At 54.8% G+C, this 12,977-nt stretch carries 12 protein-coding genes; 4 read left to right on the top strand and 8 right to left on the bottom strand.

Annotation, left to right across the window (positions count from 1 at the left end; translation table 11 throughout):
- Positions 1–230 precede the first annotated feature (230 nt).
- The 7 genes from HMPREF2804_RS02370 to HMPREF2804_RS02340 all read right to left on the bottom strand — a co-directional run bounded on the left by HMPREF2804_RS02370 (position 231) and on the right by HMPREF2804_RS02340 (position 7,136).
- Complete coding sequence (locus tag HMPREF2804_RS02370; protein WP_070627110.1) at positions 231–1,088, bottom strand: bifunctional transcriptional activator/DNA repair enzyme AdaA; 858 nt, start codon at positions 1,086–1,088, stop codon at positions 231–233.
- Positions 1,089–1,320: 232 nt separating this feature from the next.
- On the bottom strand, positions 1,321–3,096 hold the full coding sequence (locus HMPREF2804_RS02365; protein WP_070448446.1) for an ABC-F family ATP-binding cassette domain-containing protein: 1,776 nt from the start codon (positions 3,094–3,096) through the stop codon (positions 1,321–1,323).
- 309 nt (positions 3,097–3,405) lie between these two features.
- On the bottom strand, positions 3,406–4,008 hold the full coding sequence (locus HMPREF2804_RS02360) for a class I SAM-dependent methyltransferase (protein WP_246822537.1): 603 nt from the start codon (positions 4,006–4,008) through the stop codon (positions 3,406–3,408).
- A 258-nt stretch (positions 4,009–4,266) separates the two neighbouring features.
- Positions 4,267–4,731, bottom strand: a complete 465-nt coding sequence (locus tag HMPREF2804_RS02355) for an MmpS family transport accessory protein (protein ID WP_070448444.1) — start codon at positions 4,729–4,731, stop codon at positions 4,267–4,269.
- 107 nt (positions 4,732–4,838) lie between these two features.
- A complete protein-coding gene (locus HMPREF2804_RS11255) occupies positions 4,839–5,480 on the bottom strand; it encodes an MmpS family transport accessory protein (RefSeq protein ID WP_246822536.1) in 642 nt (213 codons plus the stop codon).
- A gap of 399 nt (positions 5,481–5,879) precedes the next feature.
- Complete coding sequence (locus tag HMPREF2804_RS02345; RefSeq protein WP_070448443.1) at positions 5,880–6,683, bottom strand: NUDIX hydrolase; 804 nt, start codon at positions 6,681–6,683, stop codon at positions 5,880–5,882.
- Between the two features lie 129 nt (positions 6,684–6,812).
- A complete protein-coding gene (locus HMPREF2804_RS02340; RefSeq protein ID WP_070448442.1) occupies positions 6,813–7,136 on the bottom strand; it encodes a putative quinol monooxygenase in 324 nt (107 codons plus the stop codon).
- Positions 7,137–7,321: 185 nt separating this feature from the next.
- On the opposite strand from HMPREF2804_RS02340, the gene HMPREF2804_RS02335 reads away from it, so the two are divergent.
- On the top strand, positions 7,322–7,807 hold the full coding sequence (locus HMPREF2804_RS02335) for an SRPBCC family protein (protein ID WP_070627108.1): 486 nt from the start codon (positions 7,322–7,324) through the stop codon (positions 7,805–7,807).
- Positions 7,808–7,919: 112 nt separating this feature from the next.
- Here the strand turns inward: HMPREF2804_RS02335 and HMPREF2804_RS02330 are convergent, their stop codons facing one another.
- Positions 7,920–8,510 (bottom strand): TetR/AcrR family transcriptional regulator, encoded by a 591-nt coding sequence (locus tag HMPREF2804_RS02330; protein WP_070627106.1) that lies wholly within the window; start codon positions 8,508–8,510, stop codon positions 7,920–7,922.
- 193 nt (positions 8,511–8,703) lie between these two features.
- On the opposite strand from HMPREF2804_RS02330, the gene HMPREF2804_RS02325 reads away from it, so the two are divergent.
- From HMPREF2804_RS02325 to HMPREF2804_RS02315, 3 genes are all read left to right on the top strand, one after another.
- Positions 8,704–10,269 (top strand): MFS transporter, encoded by a 1,566-nt coding sequence (locus HMPREF2804_RS02325; RefSeq protein ID WP_048751119.1) that lies wholly within the window; start codon positions 8,704–8,706, stop codon positions 10,267–10,269.
- Positions 10,270–10,554: 285 nt separating this feature from the next.
- Complete coding sequence (locus tag HMPREF2804_RS02320; RefSeq protein WP_070627103.1) at positions 10,555–12,003, top strand: NADH dehydrogenase; 1,449 nt, start codon at positions 10,555–10,557, stop codon at positions 12,001–12,003.
- A 155-nt stretch (positions 12,004–12,158) separates the two neighbouring features.
- Positions 12,159–12,890: a hypothetical protein gene (locus HMPREF2804_RS02315; protein ID WP_070627102.1), complete on the top strand. Its 732-nt coding sequence runs from the start codon at positions 12,159–12,161 to the stop codon at positions 12,888–12,890.
- The last annotated feature ends 87 nt before the right edge of the window (positions 12,891–12,977 follow it).

The raw sequence follows: 12,977 nt of genomic DNA, 5'->3' as shown, positions 1-12,977 counted from the left end.
TCTGGTGATTTTGGGTGACAAAATGTAACTTTCAGACGGGTTTTTGTCACTTTGGCATAAAAAACGGAATGAAAGTGACAAAAATGTAACTCTCGATGGCAATTGTGTAACTTTCACCGAGGAGTCAAACGGGTTCCCTTTGAACTTTGCGGACTTCCGAAGAGTACACATACTCGCGGGATGCTCTCGAAAGCGTAAAAGCGGGTAAAACTGGAATGGGCCGATGTTCGCTAAGCCGCGCCGAGTTCTTGGGCGAGAAGCGCCATTTTGCGGCCGCGACCCCAACGGTAATCCCCGATCACGCCGCTCTCGCGAATCACCCGATGGCAGGGAATAATCAGCGCCACCGGATTGTGTCCCACAGCGGTTCCCACGGCACGGGCGGCACGGGGGCGTCCAATACTCTCAGCCACAGACCCGTAACTTTGTACGGCACCCTGCGGAATATTCAAAAGCGCACGCCACACCTGCACCTGAAACGGCGTACCCTTCAAATGCAGGGCGATGCGCTCCCCGCCGCCACCGAAAATACTCAACGCCTGCCCGTGAAAAGGATGCTCGCCCTCATGCAACTGCGCGTTCGGGTATTCGGCGCGCAGGTTCGTGAGAGCCGCATCCGGGTTATCGGCGAAGGCCATATGACATACGCCTTTATCCGTTGCGGCGATCAACACAGTGCCAAAAGGGGACGCGGCGTAACGCCAGACGATGCGCAGGTTCGCCCCGCCGTTCTTATACTCGCCGGGGGTCATGCCCTCAACGGTGACGAACGCATCGTGCAGGCGTCCCGTGCCGCTGAATCCGCTCGACCAGGCCGCATCGAGCGTGCTCTGCTGCCCAGCGAGCGCCGCCTTCGCCCGTTCAAGGCTGATATGCTGCAGCATTTTCTTGGGGCTCACTCCCGCCCACTGCTGGAACTGCCGCTGCAGGTATTCGGGGCTCACATGAACCGCCTGGGATACCTGCGCGAGCGTGGGCTGATCTGCGGCGTGGTCATACAGGTACTCGATAGCGGCGGCTATGCGCCCGAACTGGACGGTCTGCTCGATCGGGTCTGTGCTCGCTGCGGGACGGTCTGTGATGCTCAAAGATTCTCCTAGTTCAAGGTCTTAACACTAGAGAATACGGATGTTCCGGGCGGAAAACGACCCGATTCTTGACCTTGTGCGCGGGAGGCGTAGAAACGGGAATATTCTCATCGCTCCGGAATAAGAAACTTCTCCCGGATTGGTGGGGTTGGCTGAAGTGGCCGATTAGTCACCCTGTCTGTGAAGCGAAGGGTTATACGGAATGCCCACGGGATGGAACGAAGAATGTTTATCATGACATTTCCCCAAGGGTTTTCACCGAAAGGTTGAGTGTGCGGTCGATGCGGATACGCTCACAAAAATCCTCATCGTGGCTGACGACGATGAGCGCGCCGGTATAGGCATCGAGCGCCTGTACCAGCCAATCCACTGACGAAATATCCAGGTTATTCGTGGGCTCGTCCAACAGAAGAAGCTGCGGCACCGGGTCGGTGAGCAGAACCGTCGCCAGCGCAGCGCGAAAACGTTCGCCCCCGGAAAGCTCCCCAATACGCTGATGCACGCTCTCGCGCCTGAACAGCAGCCGCGCCAGTTGGTCGCGAAGATGCTGTTCGCTTGCCCCCGGGTTCGCCCGCTGCACGGTTTCAAGGAGGGTGCGTTCAGGATCAAGCGTGATGCGCTGCGGCAGATACGCGGCGTTGCCCAGGCGGTAGAGCACCCGGTAAGCGGGCGGCACGGGGGAGCGGTAGTCGGGGTCATTCGCGTGTGCTATCGCGTTGAGAAGCATGGTCTTGCCGCTGCCGTTTGCTCCCGTAATGCGTAAATGTTCGGGCCCGGTCAGGATAAGAGCCTCGGGAAAGTCTTGGCCGCGGGACGAATAATCAACTTCATAAGGTTGTGTTTCATGTGAAACAATATTTTGGGTGTATGCGTTCTTAATTTCGGCACTCTGTTGCGCAGACACGCAAGAGTCCTTCCCCACCCGCTGTAATTCCAGTACCTTCCGCCCCACCGGGAGCGCATCCTGCGCGAGTTCCAGATAGATACGCTCCTGCACGCGCAGGTTCTCTTGGGCTTCACTAACTGCCGCACGCGCATCCGCCACCATGCTTTCGTGTGCCGCGCGAAGTTTCCCGGCAGAGCGCTCTGAACTGTTCTTATCCAGACCCATCGCCAGCCCAGGTTTCCGCTTCGACCGCTCAAAATCGCGGCCTCGCCGAACGTTGCGATCGAGCTTAATCTGGTTCTCGACGCGCTCGCGTTCAGCCTTACGCGCCTCATTTTTCGCCTCACTCACGCGGCGATGCGCGGCGCTCTGCTCGGCCTTTCGCGCCGCCCGGTAGGTATCGTAGTTGCCCTCATATGTGTGCAGATGCGCCCGTCCCTCACGGTCGGCGTGCAGCTCGGCGATTGCTTTCATATGCGCGAGCAGATCGCGATCATGGCTGATGATCAGCGCCGGGCAGGTGAGGGTTTCAAGAGTCGCGAAAAGCCGACTCTTCGCGGCGGAATCCAGGTTATTCGTGGGCTCATCCAGCAGAATAAACTCGGGGTTCGAGTGCAGAAGCGCGGCGAGGGCGGCAGTGACCGTCTGACCACCCGAAAAGGTGCTAAGGGGGCGCATCAAAAGGTCGCGAATGGCATGCGGGTCGCCAGCATCCGTGGTGAGCGCAGGACTAAAACCGTACTCGGCAAGGGTCGCTAGAGTGCGCTCTTCAATATCCCAGGCGTCGCCGATGGTGTCATAAAGGCTGGGGGAGTAGTTGCCCGATTCCAGCGCATCAAGCGCTCGCAGAATTTTTGTAATTCCAAAAATATCGGCAAGATGCTGATGCTCGCTCAACCCCAAATCTTGCGGAAGATACGCTATGCGTGGCGGGGTGCTGATTGTGCCGTGACTAGGCTTTATTTCGCCAAGGATAAGCCTGAAGAGGGTAGTTTTTCCGGTGCCGTTATCGCCGATAAGCCCGGTGAGTGGCGCGGAAAATACGGCGGAGAGGTCGGTGAAAAGCGGGGGTTCACCCGGATGCGCATACGAAATATGGTCGAGTGTAATGTGGTGTGGCATGGGCCGAGTTCCTTCGAGTCGGTGCTCGGATCCCCGCCAGCGCAGCGCGCGTTAGGCGTGAGGGCATGAAAAACCCGAGCACGGTGTGTAGATACACGTAAGCCCGGGTAGTGGGGTGGGCGCATAAAAGCGCTCTGACCTGGTGTTTTGATCCGGGCTATGCTCGGGAGCCGTTCATGTGCTGGTGCCTCCTCGTGTGCCGACGCGCTTCCGTGCGCCTCGGTGGAATAGACAGGAACAATCCGGAATGTGACCCGGATAACCTCTAGTGTAGGGAGTGGCGATAGCGCCTGTCAATCATAGGGCGCATTAATCTTTTGGCTTGCGCGCCACAATCGCCAGGTGGTCGCGGTGCCTCCCGGTGCTGCGGGTGTGAACTTCTTCCACCGTAAACCCAGCCTTCTCGCACAGTGCGGAAAACTCTGGAACGCTCACATAATAGGCGGTTGTCACGGCGTGTGTGAAGGGCAATCCGTGTTCGCCCAGAAACATCCCCAGAAGAAGGCTTCCTCCCGGAATCAACAGCCGATAGAACTCGGTGAGTGTGCCGGTAAGGTGAGCTGGCGGCGTGTGAATGAGCGAATACCAGGCGAGAATTCCCGCAAAAGACCCGTCAGTATAGGGCGTGTGTGCCATATCCATGACCTCGAAGCTAAGGTTTGGGGCGCTAGAGGCGGCGCGGGCATGGGCAATAAATTCGGGGGTTACATCTATGCCTGTGACGAGCCGGTCTGCGGAGGCGAGCAGGCGCGCCCAATGCCCGGGGCCGCATCCGGCATCAAGAATACTGCCTGGCACGGATGCGCCCCACGAGGTGATCAGGGCAATATCAGTCGGTTCCATCTGATCGAGCGACCCCAGTGCTTCACAATATTCCGCCGCCCGCGCCCCATACCTGCTGCTGACTGTCACTAGGCGATCCCTTTCCACGTTGAGGCTGCAGAACGCGTATATACGCAGGTAGCTTTATATTTACATATTTGTGCCTGCTGGCGCGAGGCTGACTTTGGGCAAACTGCCTCGTAAGTTCTGCTTGCACTCTCATAAAAATCGAGCTCCGGCACCTTCAAAGATGCCGGAGCTCTGATTTGCCATGAGCTACTGTTACTTACTAATAAGTCCCGGTAGCTGGGACAGCTTTATTGTGGCGAGCCTGAGAAATTAATTATCTTAGTACCCGAAATCTGCGGAAAGGTGGCAATCGGCGCTGGAGTATCCGTCTCCTGTAGCCTTCTGCTCATCTTTAACTTCGCCGTTAACGATGATCTTGCACGTTACTTCTACGCCGTCTTCGGTGGAACTGACGTGGAGGTTATAACCGTCTTTGCGCTTAGTCTGATCTTCTTGCTTCCATTCGCCGTTAAAATCTGCGCTGCTTGTAGACCCTAGTGTGCCATATGTCACGTGTCCTTCGCCGGTGGAGGTCGCTACTAGCTCAACTTTGATATCCTCGTCTGCATGGGCTGACGCAGAACTAATGGAATCTGACGCAGATTTTGCGCCAGCAAAAACTAGCGCTGAGCATCCTGCAAAAATGAGGAGAATGACCAGGCAGCCGCCACCAAGAAACCAAGGCCATTTAGGTTTTTTCTTGGGTTCGGGCATGGGGTATTGAGGTGCGGAAGGTTGAGACATCAGTGTTTCCTTAGAAATAGTTGTAAGTAATTTGTGTGATAACGGTACCGGCCATTGGTACCGCAGTAATTATAGATCTCTGCGTGATGAGTTTGTCTATTCGATGGTTATAACGTAGAGCAATAAGCGCTGCCATATTTACCGGTGGCACTTTTCTCTGATTTAACTTTGCCGTCAATTATGAGTTTGCAGGTGACGACCTGTGAATCATCAGAGTTGAAAATGTCTCCGCTGACAGAAACAGCGTAATAGTCGCTCTTACTGATTTCTTCGGTATATGACCATGAATTTTCAAATTTTGCGGTGTTATGCGACCCTGAACCTCCGTAGGATGCATTTCCAGAGCCTGACGCAGTAGCTTCAATGGTCACAGTACGCGTATTTTTCTTTGTGGTTGTGTGAGTGTTTTGTGGCGGTTCTTCTTTCTTTTCTTCGGCGGGAGGTTGCGCGGCAGTGCTTTCTGGGGTTGCTTCTTCGGGCATGTGAGAAGAAGCAACAGCAGAGGGGCTTGCCGATGCTGGCCTGCTGGGAGACGATGCGCCAATGAGGGCTATCACTCCAACAAATACCAGGCCAAGAGCCAACAGCCCAGCACAGCCCAGGCAACCTATGAGTGTGTAGGTTCCTGCTTTATTTTCATTGGGTTTAGCGAGTGAAGGTTGGTTATTGTAAGGGGTGCCTTCCATGGTGTATTCCTGTTCTACGCAGAGAACAAAAAATATAATACTCCATCTACGAAAATTATTCATCAGAAAAAACTTTTCATGTCTGATGTGAGGATTCTATGTCTGAAAAAGCCGATATACCGCTGAACTTGTCTTGACACTGTGCTTTAGTAAGAAGCTCACAGAAAATTTTTCATGTCTGGCTTTGTTATTTATGTGTAGATATCAAAACTTAATGTCTGAGGGCTCTTCTCTGTCAATCACCGCAGATTTGCCACAGTAACAAGGATTCTTAATGCAGGATTTTCTGCTGACCAAGACGTCATGATGTGGAGAGTACAAAAACGGGAGCGTTTTCTTCATACGGGAGCACTTTAGTGCTCCCGTATGAAGAAAACACCCCCGGATTTAGAATGCCTGACTATTAGTACTCCACACGATCCGACCCCTGAGCGGCACAAAATTGCCGCTCCCGGAACTCGTCTAAGACTCGCGGCGCTCGCGGTACATGCCCAGCGGGCCCGCATCCGCATAAGCCTGCGTCGTATTGTAACGGTACAGGCGCGGCGGGCGGTGGCGGGTGCCCTCAATGCGCCGGCCGGTATCAATAATTGATTTCGAGGCTGCAATCTGGCGGCGGAAATTCGCGGGATCCAGCGGGCGGCCGAGAATTGCCTCGTACACCTCACGCAGCTGTGCCAACGTAAACTCATCGCCCAAGAATGAGTGCGCAATACGCGAATATTCGACCTTATTCTGCAGGCGGTACAGGGCGTACTCCACAATCTCGTTGTGGTCGAAAGCCAGCTCGGGAAGCTCATCTACCGGGAACCAGCGAATATTTTCGTGCACGCGAGTCTGCGAAACCTCAGTCGCCGGGATCGAGGCCCAATAAACCACCGAAACCACACGCTCATGATCCGCCCCAGGTGCCGGAACCGGCGTGCCATTAATGCGCGCCGCACGTGCCTCCGGGGCACGCAAAACATCACCGAACGCATACAGCTGCTCAAGGTACCCAGGCTCAAGACCGGTCGCGCGCTTGAGCGTGTACCCCGCCGCCTGCTCTAGAGACTGCTGGGACTGCAAGGGACCGCCGGGAAGCGCCCACTGACCCTTATAAGGTTCGCGCAAGCGGCGCACCAGCGGCAGCCAAAGACTTGGGCGCGCACTATTCTTTTTGTGGCGTAATGCAAGAATCACGGTAGAAACCGCTAATGAAACCGAACTGTGGTCGGCCTCGTGCTCTTCGGGGACCTCAGCTGCGTAATGTGGTGATGAGTTCATCCATGACTCCTGTACTTATTTTTGTGTGCACTATAACCATTTTAAGGGTAAAAACGGCGTTACACGACTTACGGCGCGCGCATCCGGCGGATACGCGCGCTGCATGGTTGGACTCTTGAAGTAAAGCGGCTAATTCTCGATGTTCAGCTCGCCCATAGCACCCCAACTGTCGCCGTCAATCTGGCGGGAGATAATCTTTGGAGTCTCTCGCAGAGCCGGGCGCATATCGGTCATAGCTTGGGCGAAATGCGCGGAGTTTACATGAGCCGCCGCGGCATCGTCCTCGAACGCCTCTACCAGCACGAACTCATTCGGATCCTCAACGCTGCGCGACCACTCAAACCACTTGTTGCCGGGTTCGGCACGGGTTGCCTCGGTGAAGTCGCGGGTTAAATCCAGCCATTTTTCGGTGTATTCGGGCTTGACGGGAAATTTCACAACAATAAAAATCATGACGACTCCTAATACGCAAGATACGGAACACTCCTATTCTTTCACAGGATGCACTCGCGCGGGCAGAGCTCTAACGCGCGAGCAGGTCGGATTCCGCCGACAAGGTAGGATTTTCCAACCTCCTCGGGCCAAAAACCACCTGCTCGCGGCTAGTCGTGGGGTATTCACGGGGTAGGGTTAAAGGTATGACTAATGCACAGATAAAGTTTCTTGAGACGGATCCCGCCATGATCTCCGCTGAAACGGTTCTGCGGGCGGCTGCGAGCGATGTGTACGCCCTAATTGCCGACCCCGCCCGCCACGCCGAGCTTGACGGCGGCGGTTCGGTGCGTGGGCTGGTATCCGGCGACACCCCCGAACTGCGCGAAGGCGATACCTTCACCGAAAAAATGTTCCTGGGCCTGCCATACCGCATGTCTCCCAAGGTCGTGCGCGCCGAAAAGAATCGGGCCCTCTCGTGGCGTATGCCCACCGACCACTACTGGACCTGGGAAATCGCAGATAACCACGACGGCACCGTGACCGTGCGTGAAACCTGGGACGCTTCCGAAGCGAAAATCTTTGGGTTCATCCCCGCTGCGCCCGTATTCCGTAGGGTTGGTGTGTTCGCGCGTAACCGCCGTAATATTGGGCTGTCGCTGGCGAAACTGCATCGCACTTTCGAGGAGTAAGAGGCTGTTTCTTGCCTGCTTCTTCCCTGCGAGCAGATAATATTTCGACGAAAAGATAGCAACCTGCTCGTCGAAATACTATCTGCTCGCGGTGTTATGCCGATACGAAACACTACCGCGCTGCGCGCCTGAGAATGTCGAGCACATCCAGCAGAATATCCCGATCAGCCTTGATGCGTTTGCGCGCCGCCGGGTTCGCCATGCCTCCCGCAAACGCCGCGCTGTAATACATGCCGTCCCCCAGTAAAAGCACGGTGCGCGCCATCTTATCGTCCCCAATCTCCGCGCGAATCAGCTCATACCACTGCCCCTGAATCTCGTCCATGAGTTCGCGTGCCGCCGGGTTCTTATCCTGCGCCAACCGTGAGAGGGCAACCAGGCATATATCGAATGGGGTGCCCTGAAAGGTTGAGGTGTTGATGTAATAGGCACTGGCCCCCTCGGGTGCGGCGCGCATCTTCTCAAGGTCTTCGTCTGCGTAGGTGCGGGTGCGGTCTAAAAGCGCCTGAAAGAGCGCCTTTTTCGAGCCGAAATGATAGAGCAGCCCACCTTTAGAAACTTTCGCTTGGGCGGCGACCGCATCAAGGGTGGTGGCACGTTCACCGGCCTGTACCAGCAGATGTTCATAAGCGTCTAGAATCTGCTCGCGCGAGTTGTTGGCGCGGGTCGCACGGGGTTCGGATGCGCTGGCTGGGGTAGTCATAATCACCATTCTACGGATTAGAAACTTTACCGTCTAGTTGGTATAGTTAGTGTGTCCGTGGTTGTCTGCGCGGCGCATCCTTACTACCCCAAGCAAAGCCTCTAGCAGCAACCCCTCTGCGGGCTATGAGCACTTGCCTCCCGGCGCATCTGCCGCAAGTGCCGAAAACTCCCAGATGCGTGTGAACACAACGATGAACAACTCATACCCCGTCACCGAGGCGCTGCCTATTCACGCGCCCGATCAGAAAATCAAACGGTGGATTGCCCTGACCGTGCTCATGCTGCCGGTGCTGCTTGTCTCGGTCGATAACACCGTGCTCGCATTCGCCGTACCCTCAATCGCGCAGGCGCTCGAACCATCCTCCAGTGAGCAACTCTGGATCGTAGACGCCTACTCGCTCGTGCTCGCCGGGCTGCTCGTGCCTATGGGAAGCCTGGGGGACCGCATCGGGCGGCGTAAAATCCTGCTGATCGGTTCCGTCGGGTTTGCAGTTATCTCAGCACTCGCCGCATTCGCACCCACCGCCCTGTTGCTTGTCATCGCCCGCGCCGTACTCGGGTTCTTCGGCGCCATGCTCATGCCCGCCACGCTCTCACTCATTCGCAACATCTTCCGTGACCCGAAAGAACGCCGCACCGCAATCGCCGTGTGGGCGGCAGGCTTCTCCGCCGGTGCAGCGCTCGGCCCTATCGTGGGCGGATTCCTGCTGAGCCATTTCTGGTGGGGGTCGGTGTTCCTCATGGCGGTACCCGTACTCGTACCGTTCCTTGCCCTCGCACCCATGACCGTGCCCGAGTCGAAAGACCCAAACCCCGGCCCGCTCGATATGGTGAGCATCCTACTGATTATGATCGCCATGATCGGCATAACCTTCGGTCTCACCCATATTTCTGAGGCAGGCGTGGATGCGCTCGCGCTCAGTACCGCCCTTATTGGTGCCGTGTTCGGGTTCTTCTTTGTGCGCCGTCAGCTGCGCCGCGGGCGTGCGGGAACCACCCCCATGCTCGATGTTCGGCTCTTCAAAAACACCGTGTTTACCGGGGGGATTTTGGCGAACCTGTTCGCCATGTTCGTAGATGTTGGGTTCCTGCTCTTCGTCTCGCAGCATTTGCAGCTGGTTTCGGGGTACTCTCCCATGCAGGCTGGACTGTTCCTGATTCCCGGGCTGGCGTGCACCATTGTTGCGGGCCTGTACGCCGCTAAGCTCGTTTCACGATTCCACCCGGCGGTGATTGTGTCTTCAGGGCTTGCCTTGGGTGCCCTCGGGTACCTGTTTGTGGTGTTCTTCGGTTCGCGCAACGACCTTCTGCTCATGCTTTCCTTCATGTTCCTAGGGTTGAGCGTGGGCGCGGCGCAGACCATCTCGAATGACCTAATTCTTTCCAGCGTTCCAGCGAATAAAGCGGGTGCTGCATCGGCGATTTCTGAGACAGCCTACGAGTTCGGCACCGTGCTGGGTACCGTGGTGATTGGCGGCATGCTGACCGCAATTTACCGTGCACAGGTGACGGTTCCCGCCGGTCTTAATGCGGATGCGGCCCATGCGGCAGGTGAAACCCTCGGCGGCGCGACCGCAGTTGCCGGGCAGCTTCCCTCGGATCTAAGTGCCGAGCTGCTGCATTCGGCGCATGCCGCGTTCGATTCGGGCGTGCTGGTAACCGCAACCTTTAGCGCCGTGCTTTTGGCGGTGCTGTCGGTCTTCACTTACCGGATGCTCCGCTCGGCACCCGCCGAACTGGAGAAAGCAGAGCACTAGGACGGAACTCCAGTTTCACTGCTAAAAAAGAGCCCTGATGTGAATAAAGTGGCGAAAATACTCTTTATTCACATCAAGGCTCTTTTAGCGCGGAGGGGATGCCAGGAACGTGCCGGAAAGACCGCAAAAGACGCATAATCTAGGGAATAAAATTTTACGTGGAAACCAAATGAACGCGGCAGAAAGAAGCTCAGGTGTTACGGTAGAAGTACCAGCTTCAGCGAGTAGGTGCCGCGTCAGCTTACGCGTTCTTTGCCGCCGCATACGCGCATTCAGGCTACTAGGATGCGCACAAGGGCAGTCGCTACAGTCGCCGCGCGCCGGGAGGATAACCACGTGGATATTAAAGACTGGATGGCGCCTATGGTCACGCTCGCCATCGGCGCCAGTACCATTTTCATCTCCTATAAAAACTACCAATCACAAACCCAGGCCAAACCCTCGGAACTTGCCCGCTTAGAGCTGTGGAGCAAATTGCTTGCGGAAGCGGGAATCGACATTGGCGACCTGCCGCCCGAGGATGAACTTACCGCCGAACAGCGCGAGATCCTTGAAAATTACCGGGTTTTCCTCAAGCGTGCATCGCTCGAATCGAAGCTGCGTAAGGTCGGTATCGAGAATAACCGCCTATTCAACCTGTTGATGAAACGCGCGCATTCTCCCGTAAAACCTACCCCCATCGGGTTTGGCGACTCCATTATTTACTATCGTCTTATTCTGTGGCTTTTCGCATTTATTTGGATTCCGATAGCCATCATTTTCTTGGGTATTCCGGTGTTGATCTCGTTCGGGGCGTACCTGTACCGCATGTTTGTAACCCGCAGCGGTGGTAGTTATGTGGACTATTCAATTCCGGTTGGCTCGCTCGTCATTATCATTATTGGGCTTCTCGCCGTTGGCGGGCTCTGGTACCTACAAAACAAGATTCGTTCGGCGATTATCGCCAATAACGTGTATTTCTATTTCTGGGACACCTACGGCGCCAAGCGAGGCAGCCGCGATTCCGTGCAGGCGTACACCGAGCGGCTGACCGCAAAAACCTACTCTGACCTGCTCTTTATCGGGCAGCACGAGTTCGCGCAGCAGTTCCGCGAGAACATGTACATGGCGGGTATTCAAGAGATTGATGAATATCCGCGCGTGCTCAGCGATGTGGGCATGATTCCGCGTAACCACCAGGTAGTTGAGGCGACCGCAGACTACAACTGGCTGGACCGCATCATCAACTGGATGCGCGCCAAAATCGGCATGGAACCGAAACCTGCACGCGTTATCTACACTCTGGAACGTAAACCGCCGAAGGGTGCGGGGGCAACTGCGACATCCGGGCTTGACGTGCAGCTTCATGAGCTCAAACCGGGCAAGAAAAAGCGTTTTAGGCGCAAGCGCAAGAAGGGTCGGGTGCTTATGCAGGCTGAACCGGCGACGGATGCGGTGCCCCTCTATACCGAGCACCCTGACGATGCGGCGAATGACGCCTCGGAGGCTGAGTCCGCGGCAGCTTCGCAGCCTCAAGTGGTGAACGGTCCAACTCTGACCGACGAATTGGTAGAAGACCTCAGTACCGGGCAGATCCCGCTGGTTCAGGTTCGCAGAGAGCAGGGGCAGAAGAAGTCGTCGCAGAATGCGGGTTCCGGGGATGCTGGCTCGGCAGAAACGTATGACATAGATAGTGCCGCTGATAGTGCCCGTGCGGATTCCCCGAAATCGTCATCGGAAGGTTCGTCTGAGTAATACGTGCGTACTTGGATCATAAAAAGGCTCTTTGTTTAAACAAAGAGCCTTTTTAGTATTAAATAAAATCAAAACTATTAGATTAAAATATTATTTTTTAAGAATGTTCAGGGAGCTTCCACGGAATACCCAGGCTATAAGTTTAGGGTGAATCCATGACTACTAATAAAGACCTTCCAAAACCTGAGCATGGAACGGTCCAGGCTCAAGATATTCATGAGATAGAGAAAGAATCTGAGGCAGATTCGACTGAGGAGCAAAATTCGTTTCATGCTGGTTTTATAACTGTGCAGATCATTAGGCTAGTGCTCGAAGCTGCGCTTCTCCAGAGTACGTTAATTTCTTCCCTTTCTTATAATATTAGGTCTAGTGGTTTTCTAGGTTTTCTTTTTATTCTCACTCTTTTTTCGCCCTTTATTATACATATTCCATTGCAAATTGTGGCATGTATAAAGATGATTTGGGGAACTAAAACCGCGTGGATCTTGGGGACAAACGCCTATGGTCTGCTCGCTGTTGCGCCTCTTGCTGCTTTTTATACATCGTTCATTATAGGGGTAACGGCTTCAAATGTGGATGTTCAACCATTACGGTGGATTCTAGACGCCTGTGCCCTTGAGGCGATTATAAGTGTTTTCATGATTATTGTAGTGATTATATATAAATGGAAAAGGAAAAAATTATCATCTCACAACAAAAATATGGGTGTGGATAAAGGTTCAATATCGAATAATACTTTATCTGGTTTCAAGAGCGCGGTATACGAAACGGACGATTTAAAAACTCTGAAGAAGCACCGTGAAGAGCCGGTAGTAGAGGTTCCTTGGCAGCAAGTTTCTATCAGGTCGCAGAAAAAAGACTGGGGTGAACACCATGAGTACCGATAAGAATTTTTCAACCGCTGATAATAATGACCCGCAGCCTCCCGCAGAAAAGCAAGGTGCATCGAGCAATAATCCGGAGAATGCACGTCA

This window comes from Rothia sp. HMSC065G12 (assembly GCF_001811455.1).
Taxonomy (GTDB): domain Bacteria; phylum Actinomycetota; class Actinomycetes; order Actinomycetales; family Micrococcaceae; genus Rothia; species Rothia dentocariosa.
Note: the sequence above shows the minus strand (reverse complement) of the source record. Positions and strands in the feature narration are given on the sequence as shown.

Excerpts from the sequence above, each read along its gene's own strand:
- HMPREF2804_RS11255 (WP_246822536.1), bottom strand. The coding sequence starts at position 5,480 with ATGAATAATTTTCGTAGATGGAGTATTATATTTTTTGTTCTCTGCGTA.
- HMPREF2804_RS02325 (WP_048751119.1), top strand. The coding sequence starts at position 8,704 with ATGAACAACTCATACCCCGTCACCGAGGCGCTGCCTATTCACGCGCCC.
- HMPREF2804_RS02365 (WP_070448446.1), bottom strand. The coding sequence starts at position 3,096 with ATGCCACACCACATTACACTCGACCATATTTCGTATGCGCATCCGGGT.
- HMPREF2804_RS02335 (WP_070627108.1), top strand. The coding sequence starts at position 7,322 with ATGACTAATGCACAGATAAAGTTTCTTGAGACGGATCCCGCCATGATC.
- HMPREF2804_RS02315 (WP_070627102.1), top strand. The coding sequence starts at position 12,159 with ATGACTACTAATAAAGACCTTCCAAAACCTGAGCATGGAACGGTCCAG.
- HMPREF2804_RS02345 (WP_070448443.1), bottom strand. The coding sequence starts at position 6,683 with ATGAACTCATCACCACATTACGCAGCTGAGGTCCCCGAAGAGCACGAG.
- HMPREF2804_RS02340 (WP_070448442.1), bottom strand. The coding sequence starts at position 7,136 with ATGATTTTTATTGTTGTGAAATTTCCCGTCAAGCCCGAATACACCGAA.
- HMPREF2804_RS02320 (WP_070627103.1), top strand. The coding sequence starts at position 10,555 with ATGCGCACAAGGGCAGTCGCTACAGTCGCCGCGCGCCGGGAGGATAAC.
- HMPREF2804_RS02355 (WP_070448444.1), bottom strand. The coding sequence starts at position 4,731 with ATGTCTCAACCTTCCGCACCTCAATACCCCATGCCCGAACCCAAGAAA.
- HMPREF2804_RS02330 (WP_070627106.1), bottom strand. The coding sequence starts at position 8,510 with ATGACTACCCCAGCCAGCGCATCCGAACCCCGTGCGACCCGCGCCAAC.